Here is a 20,865-nt window from a genome sequence, read left to right as displayed (position 1 = left end):
CTTAAACAAAAATTAGAGTATTCTCCCACTAAAAGTAAATTTAGTACTTTAGCTTAGGATTTCTGTAATCTCTTCTTACCTGTAAAGCTAAGTCTTGATAATACTGTTCTTTTTCTTCTAATACTTTGATTTTTTCTTTGATGTTTATTAACTCTTTTTCTGCACGTTCTCGTTGTGTTGTAATAAGTTGAGAGCGTTCATCAATCGTTGGATTTTCCGCCTCACAAAGCATGATATACCGTTTCACTTCTGACAAGCTCATACCAGTCAATCTTAATGCTTGAACAATCCTGACCCACTCCAAGTCTTCATTTGAAAATTGACGAACGTTCGCATGATTTCTTGTCACATGCGGGAATAATCCTTGATTTTCATAGAAGCGCAACGTATGTGGTGAAATAGTCATCTTTTTAGCTACGTCATGTACTGTGTACATTCTATCATCTTCTTTCTATTTGCTAGTTGACTGAGAGTTACTCTAAGGGGCTATAGTGTCACTAGAGCACGAGAAAATTAGGTTCATTATCGCGCTCAAATACAATATAATTTCGAGGAAGAAATCATCATGGAAAATAATGAAAAAGTCTGGTTTATCACTGGTGCATCAACAGGATTAGGAAAAGCACTTACGTTAAAATTATTGGAATATCACTATCGTGTTGTTGCTACAGCAAGAAATACCCAAGATATTGAGAATTATCTTACAACTGAAACTGATATCTTAGTTTTGCCATTAGATGTCACAAAAGAAAGCCAAATCAAACAGGCTGTACATCGTGCGATCGAGTATTTCGGTCATATCGATGTACTCGTAAACAACGCTGGAATTGGGTATTTTTCTTCGATTGAAGAGGCAGACAAAATGGCAGTGCGAAAATTATTTGATGTGAATTTTTTTGGCTTAGCAAATGTAACAAATCAGGTGTTGCCTTACATGAGAACAGCACAAACAGGACATATTTTAAATATTTCTTCTGTTGGTGGACTCATCGCTTTTCCAGGATTTGGTTATTATCATGCAACAAAATTTGGAATTGAAGGATACTCTGAGTCGCTCTACCAAGAGGTCTTACCATTAGGGATACATGTAACGTTGATTGAGCCAGGAGATTTTAAGACCGATTTTGCTGGACGATCAGCAAAAGAAAGTAGGAGGAACATTTCTGATTATGATAAGACAGCTGGAAAAAATATTCATGGTCTTAGACAATTGAGCGGACATCAACCAGGCAATCCAGAATTAGCTGCTGAGGCAATGATCCAAATAACTGAAAATTCACTGGAACCACCTCTTCGCCTTTTATTAGGAAGTGATGCCTATCTACATGCTAATCGAAGAATAGAACTAGCGCAAATAGATATTGAAAATTGGAAATCCTTAACCATGACAACAGATTATTAATATTTTATATAGTTGAATAAAAAAGGAAGAGAGCGGGACAAAACTAAAAATCAGTTTTGTTTCGCTCTCTATATCCGAATAAATGGCGAGAAATAAGTAGACTACGCTGTGCTTCGATTACATCAACTTCTAAGAGCTAGAGCTCTAAGAGTTGACGGTCTTTGGCAATAAGCTGAATACTTTTGTCTCGACCTAATACCTTAGTAGCATTATTTTTTTCTTGCCACATGAACTTTCAATTGTTTTCCTTTGATCGTCCGCTCTTTCATTGCTTGAATCACAAGTTGTCCTTTGCCATTTAAGATATCAATATAGGTTACATTTTCTTGAATGGTGATAATGCCAATATCTTCTGCTGTGATTCCTTCAATTTTTGAAATAGTCCCGACAAAATCAAGTGCACGTAATTTCTTTTTCTTCCCACCGTTGAAATAGACTTTAGTAATTTCTTCGTTCACTCGTTTCGCTTTAGGCTGTTTTATTTTTTGTTTTGTCGTTATTTTCGCTTCAAAAGCAGATTTGCTGCGCGCAACTAGCTTAGCATTGGGCAGGGTAATTTGAGTCATCGTTAGTTCGCCAAATGTTTCGATTTCTCTTTTTAGTGCGCCTTCTTTCGGGGTTACAAACGTTAAAGCAAAGCCTTCTTTGCCAGCACGTCCGGTTCGACCGACACGATGAATATAGCTTTCTTTTTCATAAGGAATATCTAAATTAATAACATGCGTGATATTCTCAATATCAATGCCTCGGGCTGCTACATCTGTTGCGACAAGATAGCGAAACTTAGCTTTTCTAAACGCATCCATTACATCAAAACGATCTTCTTGCATCATGCCACCATGTAATTTGCCAACAGGATATCCAGCCTTTACTAAGAAATCATAGGTAACATTAACCTTCTCTTGTGTGTTAGCAAAAATAATGCAGGTATCTGGATTTTCCATGATCGTTACAGCTTCTAAAGCGGTCAGTTTGTTTTCATCTGTGGTATCTAAAAAAGCATGTTGAATTTTAGGCGTTGTTTTCTCTGTTGCTTCAATTTTTACAACGATTGGCTCATGTAGATAGGCAATACTCATACGTTCAATCGTCTGTGGCATTGTTGCAGAGAATAATAATGTATTTTTCATTTTTGGTAACGCCGCAATAATTTCTTTTACTTGATCGATGAACCCCATATTAAGCATTTCATCTGCCTCATCAATGACTAAACAGTTGATTTTTTCAAGCGGGAGACTCCCTTTGATAATATGATCCAATACTCGTCCAGGTGTTCCAACCACAATATGACTTTTTTGCTTTAGCTCTGACTTTTGTTTTACATAAGATGCTTTTCCATAAACTGCTGTTGCTTTGATCCGTTTATAGCGACCAATATTGATCAAGTCTTCTTGCACTTGCTGTGCTAACTCTCTTGTCGGTTCCAGTACAAGAATTTGGGGCTTATTCTCGATCCAATCAACTTTTTCGCACAAAGGAATGCCAAAACTAGCCGTTTTGCCACTACCAGTTTGAGATTGAACTAAAACATCGTTCCCAGCCAGAACAGCTGGAATAACTTGCTGTTGGACCGGTGTAGGTATTTCGTAGCCTAAATCAGAAATTGCTTTTAAGATTACATCGCTTAGCGGATAGCTGCTAAAATTTATATTATTCATTGTTTCCCCATTCTTTTCGTTTATTGCTTAAACTAATGTTAACGAAACGTCTATTTTTACTATTTAGATTCAGCTCCTTATTATCCACGAAAAGATGTAGAACTGCAAGAGGCTGAATTAATCTTTTTAAATAGTCTGGAGCGGTCTTTTCCTGTTTGGTTTACATCATTATTGTTCTTTAAAAAATAAGTCTGTAGTATAATAAAAATTGACTAAAACGTTTGAAAGAAAAGAAGGTTTTTCCATGAATTTTTTAAAAAGATATGGATTCGGTATTATGATTCTAGTTATCATTAGTGAACTAACATTCCCTTTGATTTTTGCTCATTTTTACCCCAATTATAATCCAGTAACAATGTTGATCAGTGATTTTGGTGAAGATGGAAGTCCTGTAAAACTAGTCTTTAAAGTTTGGCAATTAGTTGATGGTAGTCTATTTATTTTAACGATTCCAAGCTTTTATGCACGGTTCAACAACACTTCTAAGCCACTAGCAACATGGTTGAGTATCACCATAGCTATTTTTTCTATTGGAGATTGCTTAGTGACAGCTATTTTTGATCGCACAACTAATACGACTCAACTAGATGTTGAAGCCCTCATTCATGACTACTTATCTGGTGTTGGTTTTATTGCACTACTAATGGCGACATTCTTTTTGATCAAGCTCTATACTTTAGAGCATCATTATTTATTTGTCAGAATCCTGATTGTTATTTTTTTCTGCTCTTGTTTTTTTATGTTTTTATTTGCCGCACCTAAAATCCCTCTTGTAACTCAATTGCACATTCCCTATCGCGGACTTTGGCAACGAGCAAATTTACTTTTTTTATATTTGCCTTTCTTTCTTGTCGCTATTAAAAATCTATATAGAAACAATCAAAAGACAATAAGACTTTAGCATCATGCTAAAGTCTTATTGTCTTTTCTTTTCCCACCTTCTCTGTCGGAATCTAGTCCTCAACTTCCCATTATCCAGAATGAATCTTCCGTTTATATCTCTTTGTCATAACAACAGCACATCATTATGTTCATTACAAGTTTATTTTATAACTAAAAATTATTTCAAATCGATTATTATATAAAAAACACACATATTCTAGTACATTTACATTTTAAGTTGAACTATCACAATAAATCTTTACTTTAGAATAAGACGCAAAATAAATGATAAACCAAACCACCCAATCAAACTTATACCAATAGCTATCACCCAGCCTAAAATATTATGCTCTAACGGTAGAGGCATATTCATACCAAAGAAGCCTGTCACGATTGTCGGAATTGTTAATAAGATGGAAAGAATTGTCAAAATTTTCATCGTATCATTCAAATTATTATTCAAGATGTTATTATATGTTCCAGATAATTGCTGTAAAACTTGAGAAGTCAATTGAGCCATCTCAACAAGTTGTCTGGCTTCAATCAAGGTGTCTTCCCACTGTTCTTTTTCGATCTCATTGAGCGACCGAAAAATAACATTTGTTTTTATTTGTTCAAGTAAAACCGCATTTTGTTTTGTTGCGGAGATAAAATACGCAACACCTGTCTCTACATCTGACAATGCTAATAAATTCTTTTTGGATGTTTTTTCTCTCAACATATCATTGATATGATTTCGTTCGCGGTTCATCTCTTCTATTACTGGAAAGAATTTGTCAGTAATCATAAATAAACTTGAAAAAAGAAATTTAAAAACAGAAATATCAGGATTATCATTCAAAAATTTCTCCATATATTGGGTAATGTACACATTTTGATGATTAGTTATAGTCAATAATTGGTTATTTTTTATTAAAAATGTCATTGGTGTTGCTTCATAATGGCTATCACTCTTTTTATTTTGAGGAACATTATAAATCAAAATAAATGCATTCAATTCACTATTATACTCGATACGGGCGCGCTCATTTTTATCTAGTGCATAAGAAATAATTTCACTATCAATGCCATATTGCTTATATAAATCTGAATCGATCGCTACTTGATCAGAATTGATATTGACCCAAAAATTGTCTCCACTGCCGAATTGTCTTTCTGTCATCATAAAAAAACCTCCAATGTCATTTAAAAAAAAACTACTATTGCTCTTTAAAATGATTTTCAACTTTGAGTAAATTCTCTTTTAGCTGTTTTTGTTCTTCTTTCGTCAAACCACTACGTACCTTCTCATCTAATTGCTCAAAAATTTGATTTACTTGACTGACGATTTGCTTTCCTTCTCTGGTAAGAAAAATATTTTTTTGTCGTTCATTGTCTTTAGGGATTTCACGATAGATAAATTGTCTTTCTTGCAATCCTTTTAAGATATTCGTAACCGTTGCTTGTTTTTTGCCTAAGTAAATGGCTACATCACGCTGCATCGTTCCAGGATATTGGCTAATATATGTAAGGCTGCGAGCCTGTAAACTATTTAATTGTACCTTTTTTAATTGCGTAAGGACTTCATTTTGCTGCAAAATACTAAGTTGATAAATCCTTTCTGCTAAACTTTCTAGATTAAAAATCATAATTATCATCACCTCTCACTTATCAGTTTAAAACACAACACTTTATTTTACAACTATTTAATAATCGAATTTATTCAAAGAAAAACCAAAACATCATTTTAAGCATCATGTTCTGATTTTTTCTTGCGTATTTATTTTTTTAATTCTAATAAAACAACATGTACTCTTATTTTTCTACGGTTGTTTTTTCTTTTTTACTTTCACGAATAATCATCAATCCATAATACTGCTATCCCCGGTAAAATAACAATCATTCCATTTAATCCAAACATCTGCCCTGTGATCAACACCAAGACAATAATTATAAGTGGATACATTTTAAGTCCTTTACTCATCACAAGTGGGTATTTAAAGAACAATATGATTTCGCAAGCTAAAACTGCGATATTAATGAGCGATCTCTCTAAATCATATAAGAAAAATTTTTTTACATTTTCAACCTATGCAGCGATCGACACCCTCATTCTTGATCAAAAACCTGATAATAAGTTTATTGAAGTCTGTCGTTCCCTTGACTGCGAATTAGATTGGTAATAAAAAATCGATAATGCAGCGTATTGACTGTTTTTCACAGCACTTTAATACGCAACATTATCGATCGACTTTTTTACTAAATTAGTTATTTTTCCCTATAAAATCTTACTGTATTTGAAACAGAGACAATACTATACAAAAGCGAATCTTCATAGTCTTGATCTAAATTAATATCCAAATGGTCATTGAACATCTCTTCATACTCTGAAATCGACAGGATTTGTCGTTCATCTAGTTGTTTTTGATGAAGATCAGTCAATAAATATTCTTCATAACCCTCAACAAGTTTCCCACTGAAGAATTCAGCTACAGCACCAGATCCATAACTAAAAAGACCAATTTCATCTCCTGCATTCAACTGACCATTTTCCAACAACGAAATCAACCCAAGATACAAAGATCCAGTATAAAGATTACCGACTTGGCGACTATAGGTAATACTTGCTTCATATTTTGTTAGAATACGTTCTTGTTCTTTTGATGATTCAGCTTCCAACGCAGCTAATAAGGCTTTCTTCCCCATTTTTGTATAAGGTATATGAAAAGCTAGTGCTTGAAAATCCTTGATTGTCTTTTTATGTCGTTCTTGATATTCATCCCAAACTTTTTGAAAAGCTTCAATGTAGGTTTCATTCGACAATTGTCCATCAACCATCGGGTAATCATGACCCACAGGTCGCCAAAAGTCATAAATATCTTGTGTTAATGCCACACTATCATCATTTAATTCCAAAATTCTTGGATTAGTTGAGATTAACATAGCAACAGCCCCAGCTCCTTGAGTTGGTTCGCCACCGGAAGCTAATCCGTACTTCGCAATATCAGATGCGACTACTAATACCTTACTTTTGGGATGACGTTGAATATGGGCTAAAGCAAATTGTAGAGCTGCGGTTCCTGCATAACAAGCTTCTTTTATTTCGAATGCACGTGCAAACGGTTGAATCCCTAACAAACGATGTAAAACGACAGCTGAGGCCTTCGATTCATCAATACCAGACTCCGTTCCTACGATTACCATATCGATTTGTGCTTGATCTTCTTCTGTTAAAATATTTTTTGCAGCATTTGCAGCAAAGGTCACGATATCTTGTGTTTTTTTATTAACAGCCATTTTATCTTGTCCGATTCCGATATGGAATTTATTTGGATCGACCTCTCTTGCTAATGCTAAATCGGTCATATCCACATAATATGGTGGGACAAAAAAACTAATTTTATCTATGCCAACGTTCATTTTATATCTCCTTTGTCATTATTCTCATTCATTACCTCCTATAATTTATCATATAATCGAGGAAGATTGGTAGAAAAAAGGATAATTTAAAATTTGTTAAAGAATTTAAGAAGTTTTTTTATTATGATTTATAGAGTATTCTTTTTTCACAAACCATGGTATATTTCATATTGGAGGTGACGTCGTGGAAATCGTAATTATCGACGCCTTGAGAACACCTATAGGGAAGTATCGAGGACAATTAAAATCATTATCAGCAGTTGAGCTAGGAACGGTTGTGACAAAAGAGTTACTTACAAGAAATACAAACGTAGCAAAACATATAAAAAAAGTCGTCTTTGGCAATGTATTGCAAGCAGGAAATGGGCAAAATCCTGCAAGACAAATTGCTATCAATAGTGGATTAAGTTTTGAAATCCCTGCTTTTACAGTAAATGAAGTTTGCGGATCTGGAATGAAAGCGCTCAGTTTAGCAAAACAAGCGATTCAATTAGGTGAAGCGGATGTCGTTTTAGCTGGCGGAACAGAAAGTATGACAACAGCTCCCGCTATCACGTATAAAGAAGATGATACTTATTCGAAACCTGTTCCCACTATGATTGTAGACGGTTTAACAGATGCATTTAGTGGAAAAGCGATGGGAATGACAGCAGAAAATGTTGCAGAACAATTTAATGTTACTCGTGAAATGCAGGATACCTTTGCGCTTCACTCGCAAATAAAAGCTGCCAAAGCGCAAACCGACGGCAAATTTGTGAAAGAAATCGTTCCATTGAATATTGAGGGTACTGTTTTTGAGCATGATGAAGGTATTCGAAAAGAGAGTACTTTTGAAAAATTAAATACCTTAAAAACCGTGTTTAAAGAAGATGGTTCAGTCACAGCTGGAAATGCATCGACAATCAATGATGGTGCTTCAGCAATGCTGCTGACCTCAAAAGCTTTTGCACAAAAACATCATATTCCTTATCTTGCCATCATAAAAGATGTGACTGAAATCGGAATTGATCCAAGTATAATGGGAATTTCACCCATAAAGGCGATCCAGTCCCTATTGGAACGAAATAATATGAATGTCAAAGATATTGATCTATTTGAAATCAATGAAGCTTTCGCTGCTTCTTCTATCGTTGTTCAAAATGAATTAGCAATTCCAGAAGAAAAACTCAATATTTGGGGCGGTGGCATTGCTTTAGGACATCCGATCGGCGCTTCCGGTGCTCGAATCGTCTCGACTTTAGCTCACCAATTAGAAGACACGGACACGCAATATGGTGTAGCTTCGCTTTGCGTTGGCGGCGGTTTAGGGCTTGCGATGCTTATTGAACGACCTAAAAAAAAAACAGCTGATAAAAAGTTTTATCAACTATCAAGAGACGAACGATTAACTTTTTTACAAGATAATGGACACCTCTCTCCAGAAAACAGACAAGAGTTAGAAAATATGTCTTTAGATGAAGATGTTGCTAATCACTTAATCGAAAATCAAATCAGTGAACTGGCGTTGCCTATGGGCGTTGTTACGGATGTTTTAGTAAATGATAAACATTATCAAGTCCCTATGGCAACAGAAGAACCCTCCGTTATTGCCGCATGCAGCAATGGGTTTAAAATGTTGCGAAAAAACGGTGGTATTCAAAGTAAACTTGCCGAAGGACTACTAAGAGGGCAAATCGTCTTTATGAACGTTACTAATGGCACTGTCATAAAAGAGCGCATCGAACGCTCTTCTAACGAAATTTTCATTCAAGCTGAAAAAAGCTATCCTTCTATTGTAAAACGTGGTGGTGGTTTAAAACGAATTCAAGTCCGTCAGTTTCCAGAAGATGATAGGTATTTATCAGTGGATTTACTTGTTGATACAAAAGATGCGATGGGAGCGAACATTCTAAATTCTATTTTAGAAGGCGTAGCCAATCTATTCCGTCAATGGTTTGATGAGGAAATTCTATTTAGTATCCTAAGTAATTATGCAACCGAATCACTAGTAACAGCAACTTGCACCATTCCATTTGCTAGTTTGAGTAAAACAGGAGATTTGGCTTCTGGAAAATTAATTGCAGAAAAGATTGCTGCAGCTTCAAAAGTAGCTCAACTAGATCCTTATCGTGCTGCAACCCACAATAAAGGCATTATGAACGGAATTGAAGCGGTAGTTTTAGCCACTGGCAATGATACTCGAGCTGTTGCAGCAGCGGCTCATGCATATGCTGTGAAAGAAAATTATCGTGGGTTAAGCCAATGGGAACTTGTAGAAGATGGCTTAAAAGGGACAATTAAATTACCGTTGGCTATCGGAACAGTTGGCGGAGCAATTCGTGTATTACCTAAAGCACAAGCCGCTTTAGACATCTTAAATGTAAAGACTGCAAAAGAGTTAGCAGAGATAATAGCTGCTGTTGGTTTAGCACAAAATTTAGCTGCATTGCGTGCTTTAGTCACAGAAGGAATTCAACAAGGTCATATGTCTTTACAAGCTCGTTCTTTGGCTATGTCTGTTGGTGCAAAAGGGACAGAAATCGATATCATTGCAGAAAAACTAAAAATAGGTTTGATGAATCAAGAACAAGCTTTAAACCTTTTAACTGATTTAAGGCAGTAATCTCTTTTTAGAACAATATATTGCCAAAACGCTCGAAACAAATGATCTGTTGTAAACTAATAAAAAAATAACCGTGACGAGCCTGAACGGTTATTTTTTTTAGTCTTTTATTCTATCGTCTAACGCTTAAACTTAAATAGCTCTCCATCACCCTCTATAGCAGCTTTTTTTCTCGTGCTTTCGACACAGCTGTAATTCGTGAATTTACCTCAAGCTTGCGGTAGATATTTAGAATATGTGTCTTGACGGTAGCTTCTGAGATAAAAAGTTTTCCTGCCATCTGTTTATTTGTCGCTCCCTTTGCAATTTCAATTAACACTTCATGCTCTCTGACAGTCAATAAATTTTTTTCTGTTACATCACAAACAGCTAATAACTGCTGATGAAACGCTTGTTCTTTGGGTTCCAATTGTGTGGCAAGCTCTTGACTAAACTGTGTATCAACCTGACAAATCACTTCTTTATAGAAAAAAAATGGGGCTTTGATTTCATTATCACTGGCATAATACAAGCTTTCAGAATATACATTTTTCAGTAGGCGTTGATCAGCATTAGGTTGCGCTAAAAGAATGGATAACTTTAATAAATTCGCTTCAATAATCTTAAGAAAAATCTGATTTTTACGACTTTTGATCAGGATCTGATCAATCACTTCTAATGCTTGCTTGGGCTGTTGTCGTTTCACTAAAATCATACTATAAAATAGCTGATTATTTAAACTTTGATTCGTGATATCTTGATGATATTGCGCTACAAAAGAGTCTTGAAAAGCTTTGCTTAATTGATTGTGCTTTAAACAATATTTCAACAAAATAGATTTTGCTAACACATCATAGTGTCCAGATGACTCATCCTCTATTTTTTGAACTACTTGAAAGGCTTCAGCTGGTCGATTAGCTAAATATAAGAACTCTGCTTGATTATAAAGATAGACTGACCTAACATGTTCATGCTGTTGCTGACTCACTTTCAGTAAATTTTTTTCAGCATTTTCTAAATCTAAGCGTTTCAGATAAATTCCAGAAATGGTGATATGAAAAGTGAGTAAATAATTCCTTTGAATGGATTTGCCATATTTTCCTGCTTCAATTGTTTGTTTGGTTGTTTTTAATAACATCAAACTTTTATTTAATTCCCCAATTTCTTCATATAACTGAGCCAAGAGGGTTTGATTATAGTAAAGTAAAAACGAATTCTTAGTCACTTGATTTAAAGCCATACTTCCTTCAACTAATTCAATAGCTCTAACAAATTGATCGCGAAAGTATAGAATCGTTGCGTTTTTTAATAAAATAAACGCTTTTGATGTGGATGTTAGCTGTAATTGATGAATTTTGCCAACAGGAATCGGTAGTTGTTCAATTGTAAATTCATGGATACCTAATAATACTTTAATTCCGGCAATCGCCTTAATTTCATTTTTTTCAGGATACTTTTTTTCTAAGGCATCAATGAGTTGTTGACAAACCGAATACTCTAAATTCGAATGATGATAAAAAAGCTTTTGATAGGCAAAATCAATATTTTGAATGGCTTTAGAGATGGGAACCATTCCAACATAATAAGCAGAGCGAATCGTTTGTGGCAAGCTTAGCATGATCTCCATCAGCTGCGTATAATCTTGGATTTCAAGTAGTAACCGCATTCCTTCATCTAAATCTCCTTGCTGAATAAATGAGCTTGCAGCAGCTTGTTTAATCCTTATTTGTTCTGCTAAAGCTTGCTTTTCAAACTTGATCATTAAAAAATCTTTTAAAATTGGATGATACTGATAAATTTGATGGCTGATATCGACACATTCAATCAACAAATTTTTATGCATTAAATGAACCATCTGTTGATGAAAGCTTATTTCAGGTAAAATCGCACCACTAAGGGCTTCATTTAAATAAGAAAAAGAAGCCGTATTTATTAAAAACACCTGTTCTTCTGTTGTTAATTGCTGAAAAATCTCTTTAGATAAATAATCAGATAGCACTTTATCATTTTTTTCTAATTCTTTTAGCTTCATCATGCCTGTTCGAAGATTGGCCGCTACTAAGAGCTGTAAACCACCTATCCAACCATCTGCAATCGTGATGAATTGTTGCTTCTCTGCTTGCGTTAAAGCTGTTCCCGCAGCAGCTTCAACAAATAGGCGTGCCTCATTCTGTGATAAAAAAAAATCCTTTTCAGCAATATATTGTAATTGGTCATCCATTTCAAGATCGCCTAAATAAAGCTTAGGACGATGTCTGGTTAAAAGTAAAACATGTACGGTAGCTGGCATTTGTGATAAAAATAGTTCAAATGATTGCAGCACTTCTTCATTTTCTATCAAATGAAAATCATCTAAGACTAAAAAGAAATCATCACTTTCAAATAAACCATTACTTAAAAATGACACCCCATCTTCTATTGTTTCCTTATTTACTGTTGCCTGGAAAAAGACTAAAAATTCCTGTTTTAATTCCCCTAATTGTGTTTGTAAAACTTCAACTAAATAGCTCCAAAAAACGTAAAGATGATTACAATCTTTGCCTAAACTCACCCATTTTACCTGCTCCTTTGGATAATCTGACAAAAAAGCTGTTACGACTGTGGTTTTTCCTCGACCTGCTCCTGCTTCTACCACAAGTAATTTTTTAGCAGTAATCCCATGAATTTTATTCACCAACAATGGTCGATTGACTAATTTTTTTCGAATTTCAGGTTGTCTGATTCTACCATTTAATATTCTTTTTTCCATGCTGACTACTCCTTTTACCTGCTAATATTACTTCTAGTATAACAGGAATTCTTATCTTCTCACATAATCTTTTCGTGTTTTCAATAAGGCAAATAGGAATAAGATAATGGTAATAATAAGCAAATAGGAGATATTTGTTACCATGGTCGTCATTGATGCCCCATTTTCTAAATTTGTAACGATGTCTAAATACCTTTTTTGTGGTAAAAATTGAATCAAGGAATCTAGCCATTTGTTCCCATCTTTAAAAGAGAAAAAGCTACCAGAAAGCATTGTGGTAATAATGACAAGAATAGAGCCTAACATATTTGAACGATCACTATCATTAAAGAGTGAAGCCATAAATAAAGAGAAAGCTGTCGCAAATAGACAAATGAATCCGAACAAATAAAGATACTCAAATAATCCGAAACCAATATCTACTTGGAAAATAAACTTAGCCCCCACAATCATACATAGGAGTGGCAGAAATAACAAGGTAAAGGAAAATACGGTATGTCCTAGTAAAACCTGCATTAAAGAAGTGGGCGTTGTGGTAATCCGTTCAAGTAGATGCTTCTCTTTATCTTCACTAAAAGTAAACATATTTGTTAAACTGGCCATTAATAAGAACATGAGTAAATAACCAATAATCATGCTACCTACGCCTCTTGAGGCAGTGAGTGTCGTCTCATTTTCAGCAGTTCCTGCTAGTAACTGTTCTAACTTTACTTGAAGTGCCTCATTTTTTATTGTTTGTACTGTAAGATGCTCCTCTTCTTTTTGAACGACTGCATCATAGGTTCCTTTAATTAGCTCTGAAGTTAGTGGCACTGCTTTTAAGTAGGTTACATCCAGTGCTTCTGATGAAACTGTCCATTCATTTGGCTCTCCAACAAACCCAATGCGTAACGTCTCTTTCGAATGCCCACTCATAAAGATAGCAACACCAAGTACCACTATCATTAAAGCAAACATCACTAAAATACGTGCTTTATTTTCCAAAGCTCTACGACAATCATTTTTAATAGTCGTTTTCATAAGTAATCCTCTCCTTTAAATAAGCCACCACAGCATAAAATAAGTAACATGGACACACCTATAAGTAGGCACATTGTTTTAAAAAAGCCAGTTGTAGCAGTATCGTAAATGAGTGAAAAGATCAAATCTACGACTTTTGTTATGGGTGAAAACTTGCTGACGGCTACCACTTGTTCACCAAGACTTGCTATTGGAAAAAACAAACCAGATAAGATGGCAAATAAAGTGGTCACAATCCCAATAATTTGATTGGCAACCCCTTCACTTTTAAAGAGGCAACACATTAAAACACCAACGCAACTAAAGAAAAAGTCTACTGCTAAAAACAGTGCCCAAATTTTTCCAAGGTGCGCACTGCCAAAGTTTACACCTAAGATAATATGCAGGATGCCCCCAGCAATCGTATAAAAAACGGTGGTAAAAAGGAAGGTGGCAATTATTTTGGATAGGGGAATATAAAATTTTTTGATGGGTGAATAGATAATCCGCAAATTAGGCTGCCTAATTCTTTCCTCTAAAAAAGAATTGGCCGAAAAAGTAGCAGCATATAAGGTACTATAGAGCAACATTGTCACACCATAATAATCATAGCTTGTAATACTATTCCCATATACCCCTTCATTCAAGACGCCTAAAACAGCTGTTAATAAGAAGGGAAAGCCAATGCCAAAAAATAGCCACATTGGGTTAATAAATAAATTAATGGTATCTCTTTGAACAATTCTTAGAAAACGATACATGATTGAACCCCTCCTAATCTCTTAAGGAACGTCCTGTTAAATCTAAAAAGACGGTTTCCAAATTATTTGATTGTATCTCAACATTTTGAATTTTTTGATTTAATTGAATTAAAACACTGATGATTTTATCTAAGTTTTCGACTCCTTGAATCGTTGTCGCGATTAATTGTTGCTTCTCCATTTTCACTTCTTTAAGCCCCTCAATGTGATAAAAATCATCTAAGGAAAAGACTGTGCTAGTTGCTAATTCAATGACAATATTTTTTTCACCTGATAAGGCTTTTAAGGATTCTTTTGTTCCTTCTGCAATCATTTTTCCATGATCCATAATAATAATCCTGGTAGAGATTTCTTCAACTTCTTCCATATAATGCGTGGTATATAAAATGGTCATCCCATTTTTTTGCATTTTACGAATGGCAGCTAAAATATGATTACGAGATTGAGGATCAATGCCCACGGTTGGCTCATCCATAATCAATAATTTTGGTTGATGAGCAATGGCGCAAGCAATATTTAAACGACGCTTCATCCCCCCTGAAAATGTATTGGCTTTTTCTTTACGGTGTGCAGTCAACCCTACCGAATGTAAAGCAAACTCAATTCCTTCTGCTAATGCAGTGCCTTTTAGTCCATATAATGAGGCAAAAAAACGAATATTTTGCTCTGCGGTTAAATCTTCATATAATGCTAAATCTTGTGGCACCATTCCTAGCTTCTCTTTGAAGCCTTTGATGTTCTTCTCAATCGGTTTCCCTTGATATAAGATTTCGCCTGAATCATAGCCTAAAGCGCCACAGATAATATTGATTGTCGTACTTTTAGCAGCACCATTGGGGCCTAGAAGACATAAAATTTCTCCCTGCTTAATTTCAAACGATATCCCTTGTATGACTTGTTTTGCTTGATAACTTTTTTCTAAATGTCTTACTTCTATTAATGGTTGCATTTGTCCATCTCCTTTATGTCTTTAGTATAGAAAAAGAACTATAAACTGCCTATCAACCGAACGGATGATATTTTAAAAAAATGTTTATTATATTTTCTTGATTTAAGAAATAGTTACTAATTGGTTAAGAGACCAAATAAGAGATGCTTGGTATAGTTATGGTGCTGAAAGGAAACCAACTATTACTGATAACTAACATACTTTGTACACCTTCATTTTCACAGGAAATAAGAAAAAACCTATGATAAAATTACTATCATAGGCCTTCTATTTATATTTTCTTACTTTAACTACTTTGTATTGTTTACTAAGAAACTTTTTGTCAGCCCTGTTTTCAAAACTGGATAACCTAACGAATCAACGAAACAATATCTTTCTTCGCAGCACTTTTGGCTGGTAACCAACTAAAAATAATCCCGATTCCAATCGAAAGAATTAAAGCTAACATAGCCGTAAAGAAATCTGGAACGATTGTAAACGGTGTAACCATTCCGACTACATAACCAATCAACATGCCAAATGCATACCCAATTGCGCCACCAATCAAAGTCAGTGTGATGCCTTCCAGCAAAAATTGCATCATGATATTATTTTTAGTCCCACCCATCGCACGACGGACACCAATCTCTTTCGTTCGTTCAGATACAGAGATATAAATCATGTTCATAACACCAATCCCTGAAATAAACAATGAAATACCACCAATTATTGAAACAATAGCGGTAATTCCAGTTAGAATCATCCTAAGTTGACTAACTTGTCCAGCAAGGTCTTGGCTTTCATATGCGCCCATATTTCTAAGTGATCCATATTTATCCAACATTTTTTCTATGTCCTTTGTTACTAATTTAGGATCAGCAACCGTATCTAATTTAACCAAAATCGAATCTTTCGGACTTTCAAAATATTCTTCATAACTTGCTGAAGGTACTTCTACAACAACATAATCTTCTTGTGTTGAAATAAATCCAGAATTATCACGATCTTCCATGATACCGATAACTTCAAAAAGCTGTCCTTGAATCGTTACACTTTTCCCAATCAATGATTCAGGATTGTCTTTTTTTATAGCTTTGGCAATCGTTTCATTAATGACAATTACTTTATTTCGATTGATATTATCCGTGCTCTTTATTTTTCGCCCATAAATAGTTTCTGTACCATCTGATCCTAGTAATTTAAATGAGCCTTGCGTTGATGCAGTGCTTGCTTCATCAATTTGCTGTGAATAGTACTTAGCACCTTTCTCTTCGTTATCATAGTACTCAACGGATTTAACACCGTCCACATTTTCAATCCGCTCGAAATCAATTTCAGAAAAAGAAGCTAAATTAGTTTCATAAAACGATTGATCTTTCGGAGCAAAGTTAAAATACACGCTGGAGTCGTAATTATCCAATCCTATAAAATCAGCCGCATACCGCTCAAATCCACGTCCAATTGAAAAAATCGTAATAACCGAAGAAACTCCGATGATCAAACCGATCATCGTTAGAAAACTGCGCCTTTTATTTTTCAAAATAGATTTCAACGATGTTTTCCAAATTTCACTAAAACGCATAGCCTGCTCCTCCTTCAATAATCTCACCATCTCGAACAGTGATGATCCGTTTGCAGTATTGGGCGGCTTCACTATCATGGGTAACCATCAATATCGTAACTTTTTCTTCATCATTCAATCGTTGGAATAATTCCATAATATCAGCTGAAGTATGAGTGTCCAAAGCGCCAGTCGGTTCATCCGCCACAATAAAATTAGGATTTCCAACAATCGCTCTGGCAATTGCAACTCTTTGCTGCTGCCCACCAGAAAGTTGTTTTGGCAGTTTGTTGTATTTGTCTGGAATGCCAACTTTTTCTAAAGCTTTCATTACCAATTCTTTGGTATTTCCATACCTCATTCCTCCGTATAACAAGGGTAAAGCGACGTTTTCAAAAACCGTATTATTTTCAATCAATTGAAACGATTGAAAAACAAACCCTACTGATTTATTCCGAATTTTTGATAGCTTATTGTCATTATAGCTATAAGCATCTTCGCCATTGAAAAGATAACTCCCTTCAAAACTACCGTCTAAAAAACTTATTGTATTCATCAAAGTGGATTTTCCTGACCCTGATGGTCCCATGATCGCAACAAATTCATGTTCTTGTATTTCTAAATTAATATCTTTTAAAACATGAATTCTTTCTTGATCTAATGAATAATATTTGTTGACATGCTCCATTTTGATCATTGAACTGCCACTTCCATTCCATCTTTGATTCCTTTAACGTTTTTAATAATTTTATTTCCTTCGTCTAAGCCGCTTTCCAAAGTGTAAAAGCCATCTTCTTCCTTGACAGTTACTTCTTTTTGTTGTGCTTTTTTATCTTTAATCAGATAAGCAAAAAATTTCCCATCTTTTTCCTGAATACTTTTCGTTGGCAAATGAATCTCATTTCGAGGAATTAGGATTTCTACACTGTAGCCTAACGGAATATTCTCATCTGGTTGCGCAGTAAAATCATAGTTTACAATGGTAGCTGAATTGCTTGTTGCATTTGTTGAACTAGTGTCATCAATAGCATTTATTTCAGAAATTGTAGTGATTTTCCCAGTTACTGATTTATTTTGATTTACATAGTCGATTTTAATCTCCATGTCTTTACTTAATTTCTCTTTGTCGTATTCTGTAACCGTACCTTTAATTTCATTTTCAGTACTTTTTAATACCATTACGGGTTTAGAAGGATCATTTTTTGCATCTTGATTCATTGTGGCGATAATACTGTCTCTTTCAGCTTTAATTTTTTCGCCCCATTCATAGGTTACTAAGACAGCATCTTTGGTTACATGGTCTCCTAAATTATAATGAATTGTTTTGACTGGTCCTTTGTCTGTACTTAGTAAAACAGACTGAGTCCACTTAGCTTGGACTTGTCCTTTTAGATGAAGTGGTGTTTGTTTTTCTACCTCATATAGGCTAATACTCTTAGCTGTTTCAGTTTCTTTTGACTGTGTATTCTGATAGACAAAAACACCTACTCCTAAAATAATAATAGCTCCTGCCCCTATCAACAATTTCTTTTTCATTTCTCAATCTCCTACTTTCATTATTTTGTTTACTTAGTCATTATAAATAACGAATGTTTTTTTATCATCATTCTATAGCCTGATTTTATAGAGGACTTTAGGTGGAGTTTTTTTAATCATAACCCTAGTGATCTTTTGTAAATAGATTAATAACAACTGAGGACTGAAAAAACATTAAAAATTGCGATTAAATCCACAGATACAAGTAAACTCACAAAAAGTTTGATAGATTTAATCAAAATACTTATATAAGGAAAAAAAAGCCCAATATGAAATTAGACTTTACATACTGCCTTTATTGATAAAAAAATAGAACATCACCATTCAATCGGTGCGTCTTCGAACCAATAGCGGTCTATTTTTTTATCTTGATTGGGATAAGTAATAGAGATTTTTTTGATTCCTACTCTTTCCTTTCATTCGAATGTGTATTTCTTTCCTGCTCTACTGGTGATACAATTATTAAAAAAGGAGTGATTGTTTTGCCAAAATTTATTAGTCGTTTAATCTCTCGTCATTTATTTTCTTACCTAGTAATTGTTGCTGCTTATTTTTATTCCATTAATAAATTTGATCGTTTGCCCTCTTTTGTTTCTGGGCTATTTATTCTTTTTGTAATCATATCTATAGCAGAATCCAATTATCAACAATACCTTGAAAATAAAGCAAATGGTAAAAAATCCCAAACGTTTAAACAGTTTATCCATAATGTTGATTGGCCTATTGTTATTGTTGTAGCAGGTATTTGTATTCTAGCTTATGTAGCCCTGGTAATTTTAAGCTTTAAAATTTAATTATCAGCTCGTGCTGTCTCTTGCAATTCTTCGACTATTTGAATGAGTGTTACTGAATATGTTGGTTCGATTAATACATTATTAAATTTGTAAATCCCCCTCTTTAGGGTGATGAGTAAACCTGTCAATGGCATTCTTCTCCATATCTAATTTCCACACGAAACTCATCCAGATCCCGCCATTTAATGGAAAAGCGTTCGCCACGTTTAAACATTTTTATTTATTCATGCTCATGAACACTTCTTTTGCATCATGATTAAAGGTGTTCTTATTTTTATACAAAAAATAAGCCAGATGCCAATCAATTCGACTGGTATCTAGCTTTTTTATTGGGACTTATGCGTCCCAAGCTCTTTCACACTTTTTTACTCGGGCAATCTAAAAAACACTTATCTTCTAATTTCTTTAATCATTACCATTGAACCGACCGCTAATAACTACTTTGCCAAGCATGTGACCACTTTCAACATCTTTAGTTGCTCGTTTCAGATTAGCTGCATTGATCCCGTCTGAATACACTTTACTCAAAGTTGTAGTCAGCTTGCCCTTATTTGCTAGCTCGGCAATCACTCCCAAAGCCTGACCTTGCGTTTCAATTGCATAATCATGATCTGTTTTAGCAAACACATACTCCCAGTCAAAACTAACAGACAAGTTTTTCCATTCACTTAAATCAATCGGTTCATGGATCCCGACAATTGTTCCCACATGACCAAACGGTTTCACCAAATATCTGATTTGATCTAAGTAACGTGTAATGTCAAACAATACAGCGATATGATTTACATCAAGAACTCCTAGTTCTCGAAAACTACTCCTTAGATCTTTATGATAATCTAGAGGATAATCCACGCCTATTTTTTTCAACCATTCAAAGTTTTCAGGACTAGAGGTAGCATAAATTGTCAAACCAGCCCAATGAGCCAGCTGATTTAATATTGAACCGACGCCGCCAGCACCGTTAATAACCAGAATACTTTTACCTTGATTGGCATTTTCTTCGGGAATCAAGCCAAATTTTTCAAAAAGTAATTCATAAGCGGTTAATGAGGTCAATGGCAATGCAGCTGCTTCTTCGTCGGATAGAGTTTTAGGAGCCAAAGCAACGATCCGTTCATCGACTGCTTGATATTCTTGATTGCTTCCTGCTCGTGTAGTGGTTCCTGCATAGAAAACTCGATCGCCTAATTCAAATTTTTCTACTTCTTCTCCGATAGCGACTACTTCACCGACCGCATCAAAGCCTAAAACGCGCAGTGCATTTCTTTTAAGAGTATCTTGACGTAATTTTATGTCTACTGGATTGACAGAAACGGCCTTTACTTTTATTAATAAATCACGAGGTTCTAGATCAGGTATTCCTTCTTTTTCATCAATAAAGCTGTGAGAATCCTCAATTGGCAGACCTTCGAAGAAGCCAATTACATGCATATTTTTTTTATCTGACATAAAAATTCCTCCTGTTCTTTGTAAGAAAATGCCTATTCTTTATTTTAAGCGGCTAAACAAATTATGAATTAAGAAAATGTTGGAACTAGCATCTAGACAGCCAGCAGTTATCGTTACTTTTCAACCATAAAAACCGATTTCGTTTACAGCGTTCGAATTTAGAGAC

Annotated in this window: 18 protein-coding genes; 4 read left to right on the top strand and 14 right to left on the bottom strand. The window is 34.8% G+C overall.

Going from position 1 to position 20,865, the window contains the following annotated elements; genetic code table 11:
* Positions 1-40 precede the first annotated feature (40 nt).
* Positions 41-436, bottom strand: coding sequence for a MerR family transcriptional regulator (locus IGJ55_RS07600; RefSeq protein WP_430607978.1), 396 nt, complete (start codon positions 434-436; stop codon positions 41-43).
* 129 nt (positions 437-565) lie between these two features.
* Between IGJ55_RS07600 and IGJ55_RS07595 the strand changes: the two genes are divergently transcribed.
* Entirely contained in the window at positions 566-1,402 is an 837-nt protein-coding gene (locus IGJ55_RS07595; protein ID WP_430607976.1) for an oxidoreductase, read from the top strand.
* A gap of 209 nt (positions 1,403-1,611) precedes the next feature.
* Here IGJ55_RS07595 and IGJ55_RS07590 read toward each other — a convergent pair whose 3' ends face one another.
* On the bottom strand, positions 1,612-3,060 hold the full coding sequence (locus tag IGJ55_RS07590) for a DEAD/DEAH box helicase (protein WP_430607974.1): 1,449 nt from the start codon (positions 3,058-3,060) through the stop codon (positions 1,612-1,614).
* 244 nt (positions 3,061-3,304) lie between these two features.
* Here IGJ55_RS07590 and IGJ55_RS07585 point away from each other — a divergent pair, with 244 nt between their 5' ends.
* Positions 3,305-3,961, top strand: a complete 657-nt coding sequence (locus IGJ55_RS07585; protein WP_430607972.1) for a DUF998 domain-containing protein — start codon at positions 3,305-3,307, stop codon at positions 3,959-3,961.
* A gap of 240 nt (positions 3,962-4,201) precedes the next feature.
* On the opposite strand, the gene IGJ55_RS07580 is transcribed toward IGJ55_RS07585, so the two are convergent.
* The 3 genes from IGJ55_RS07580 to IGJ55_RS07570 all read right to left on the bottom strand — a co-directional run bounded on the left by IGJ55_RS07580 (position 4,202) and on the right by IGJ55_RS07570 (position 7,341).
* Positions 4,202-5,107, bottom strand: coding sequence for a magnesium transporter CorA family protein (locus IGJ55_RS07580; protein ID WP_069641259.1), 906 nt, complete (start codon positions 5,105-5,107; stop codon positions 4,202-4,204).
* A 34-nt stretch (positions 5,108-5,141) separates the two neighbouring features.
* Positions 5,142-5,570: a MarR family winged helix-turn-helix transcriptional regulator gene (locus IGJ55_RS07575; protein WP_069641258.1), complete on the bottom strand. Its 429-nt coding sequence runs from the start codon at positions 5,568-5,570 to the stop codon at positions 5,142-5,144.
* Between the two features lie 619 nt (positions 5,571-6,189).
* Positions 6,190-7,341, bottom strand: coding sequence for a hydroxymethylglutaryl-CoA synthase (locus tag IGJ55_RS07570; protein ID WP_069641257.1), 1,152 nt, complete (start codon positions 7,339-7,341; stop codon positions 6,190-6,192).
* Positions 7,342-7,525: 184 nt separating this feature from the next.
* Here IGJ55_RS07570 and IGJ55_RS07565 point away from each other — a divergent pair, with 184 nt between their 5' ends.
* On the top strand, positions 7,526-9,943 hold the full coding sequence (locus IGJ55_RS07565; protein WP_430607969.1) for a hydroxymethylglutaryl-CoA reductase, degradative: 2,418 nt from the start codon (positions 7,526-7,528) through the stop codon (positions 9,941-9,943).
* Positions 9,944-10,097: 154 nt separating this feature from the next.
* Here the strand turns inward: IGJ55_RS07565 and IGJ55_RS07560 are convergent, their stop codons facing one another.
* The 7 genes from IGJ55_RS07560 to IGJ55_RS07530 form a co-directional block, all read right to left on the bottom strand.
* Complete coding sequence (locus IGJ55_RS07560) at positions 10,098-12,671, bottom strand: LuxR C-terminal-related transcriptional regulator (RefSeq protein WP_430607968.1); 2,574 nt, start codon at positions 12,669-12,671, stop codon at positions 10,098-10,100.
* Between the two features lie 51 nt (positions 12,672-12,722).
* A complete protein-coding gene (locus tag IGJ55_RS07555) occupies positions 12,723-13,691 on the bottom strand; it encodes an ABC transporter permease (RefSeq protein WP_430607966.1) in 969 nt (322 codons plus the stop codon).
* Positions 13,688-14,431, bottom strand: a complete 744-nt coding sequence (locus IGJ55_RS07550; RefSeq protein WP_429949934.1) for an ABC transporter permease — start codon at positions 14,429-14,431, stop codon at positions 13,688-13,690. The genes IGJ55_RS07555 and IGJ55_RS07550 overlap by 4 nt, the downstream gene beginning before the upstream one ends.
* A 13-nt stretch (positions 14,432-14,444) precedes the next feature.
* A complete protein-coding gene (locus IGJ55_RS07545) occupies positions 14,445-15,380 on the bottom strand; it encodes an ABC transporter ATP-binding protein (RefSeq protein WP_429949936.1) in 936 nt (311 codons plus the stop codon).
* Between the two features lie 349 nt (positions 15,381-15,729).
* Positions 15,730-16,941, bottom strand: a complete 1,212-nt coding sequence (locus tag IGJ55_RS07540) for an ABC transporter permease (RefSeq protein ID WP_069641255.1) — start codon at positions 16,939-16,941, stop codon at positions 15,730-15,732.
* Positions 16,931-17,617, bottom strand: coding sequence for an ABC transporter ATP-binding protein (locus tag IGJ55_RS07535; RefSeq protein ID WP_069641254.1), 687 nt, complete (start codon positions 17,615-17,617; stop codon positions 16,931-16,933). The genes IGJ55_RS07540 and IGJ55_RS07535 overlap by 11 nt, the downstream gene beginning before the upstream one ends.
* Positions 17,614-18,456, bottom strand: a complete 843-nt coding sequence (locus tag IGJ55_RS07530) for an efflux RND transporter periplasmic adaptor subunit (protein WP_207121541.1) — start codon at positions 18,454-18,456, stop codon at positions 17,614-17,616. The genes IGJ55_RS07535 and IGJ55_RS07530 overlap by 4 nt, the downstream gene beginning before the upstream one ends.
* A 482-nt stretch (positions 18,457-18,938) precedes the next feature.
* On the opposite strand from IGJ55_RS07530, the gene IGJ55_RS07525 reads away from it, so the two are divergent.
* Entirely contained in the window at positions 18,939-19,250 is a 312-nt protein-coding gene (locus IGJ55_RS07525; RefSeq protein ID WP_207121540.1) for a hypothetical protein, read from the top strand.
* Here IGJ55_RS07525 and IGJ55_RS07520 read toward each other — a convergent pair.
* A complete protein-coding gene (locus IGJ55_RS07520; RefSeq protein ID WP_430607962.1) occupies positions 19,247-19,378 on the bottom strand; it encodes a hypothetical protein in 132 nt (43 codons plus the stop codon). The genes IGJ55_RS07525 and IGJ55_RS07520 overlap by 4 nt on opposite strands.
* Before the next feature lie 277 nt (positions 19,379-19,655).
* A complete protein-coding gene (locus tag IGJ55_RS07515; protein ID WP_430607960.1) occupies positions 19,656-20,699 on the bottom strand; it encodes a zinc-binding alcohol dehydrogenase family protein in 1,044 nt (347 codons plus the stop codon).
* Between the last annotated feature and the right edge of the window lie 166 nt (positions 20,700-20,865).

It is taken from the genome of Enterococcus sp. AZ170 (assembly GCF_050545135.1).
Lineage (GTDB): Bacteria > Bacillota > Bacilli > Lactobacillales > Enterococcaceae > Enterococcus_L > Enterococcus_L ureilyticus.
The sequence above is the reverse complement of the archived record's forward strand: the minus strand, read 5'-3'. Positions and strand labels throughout refer to the sequence as shown.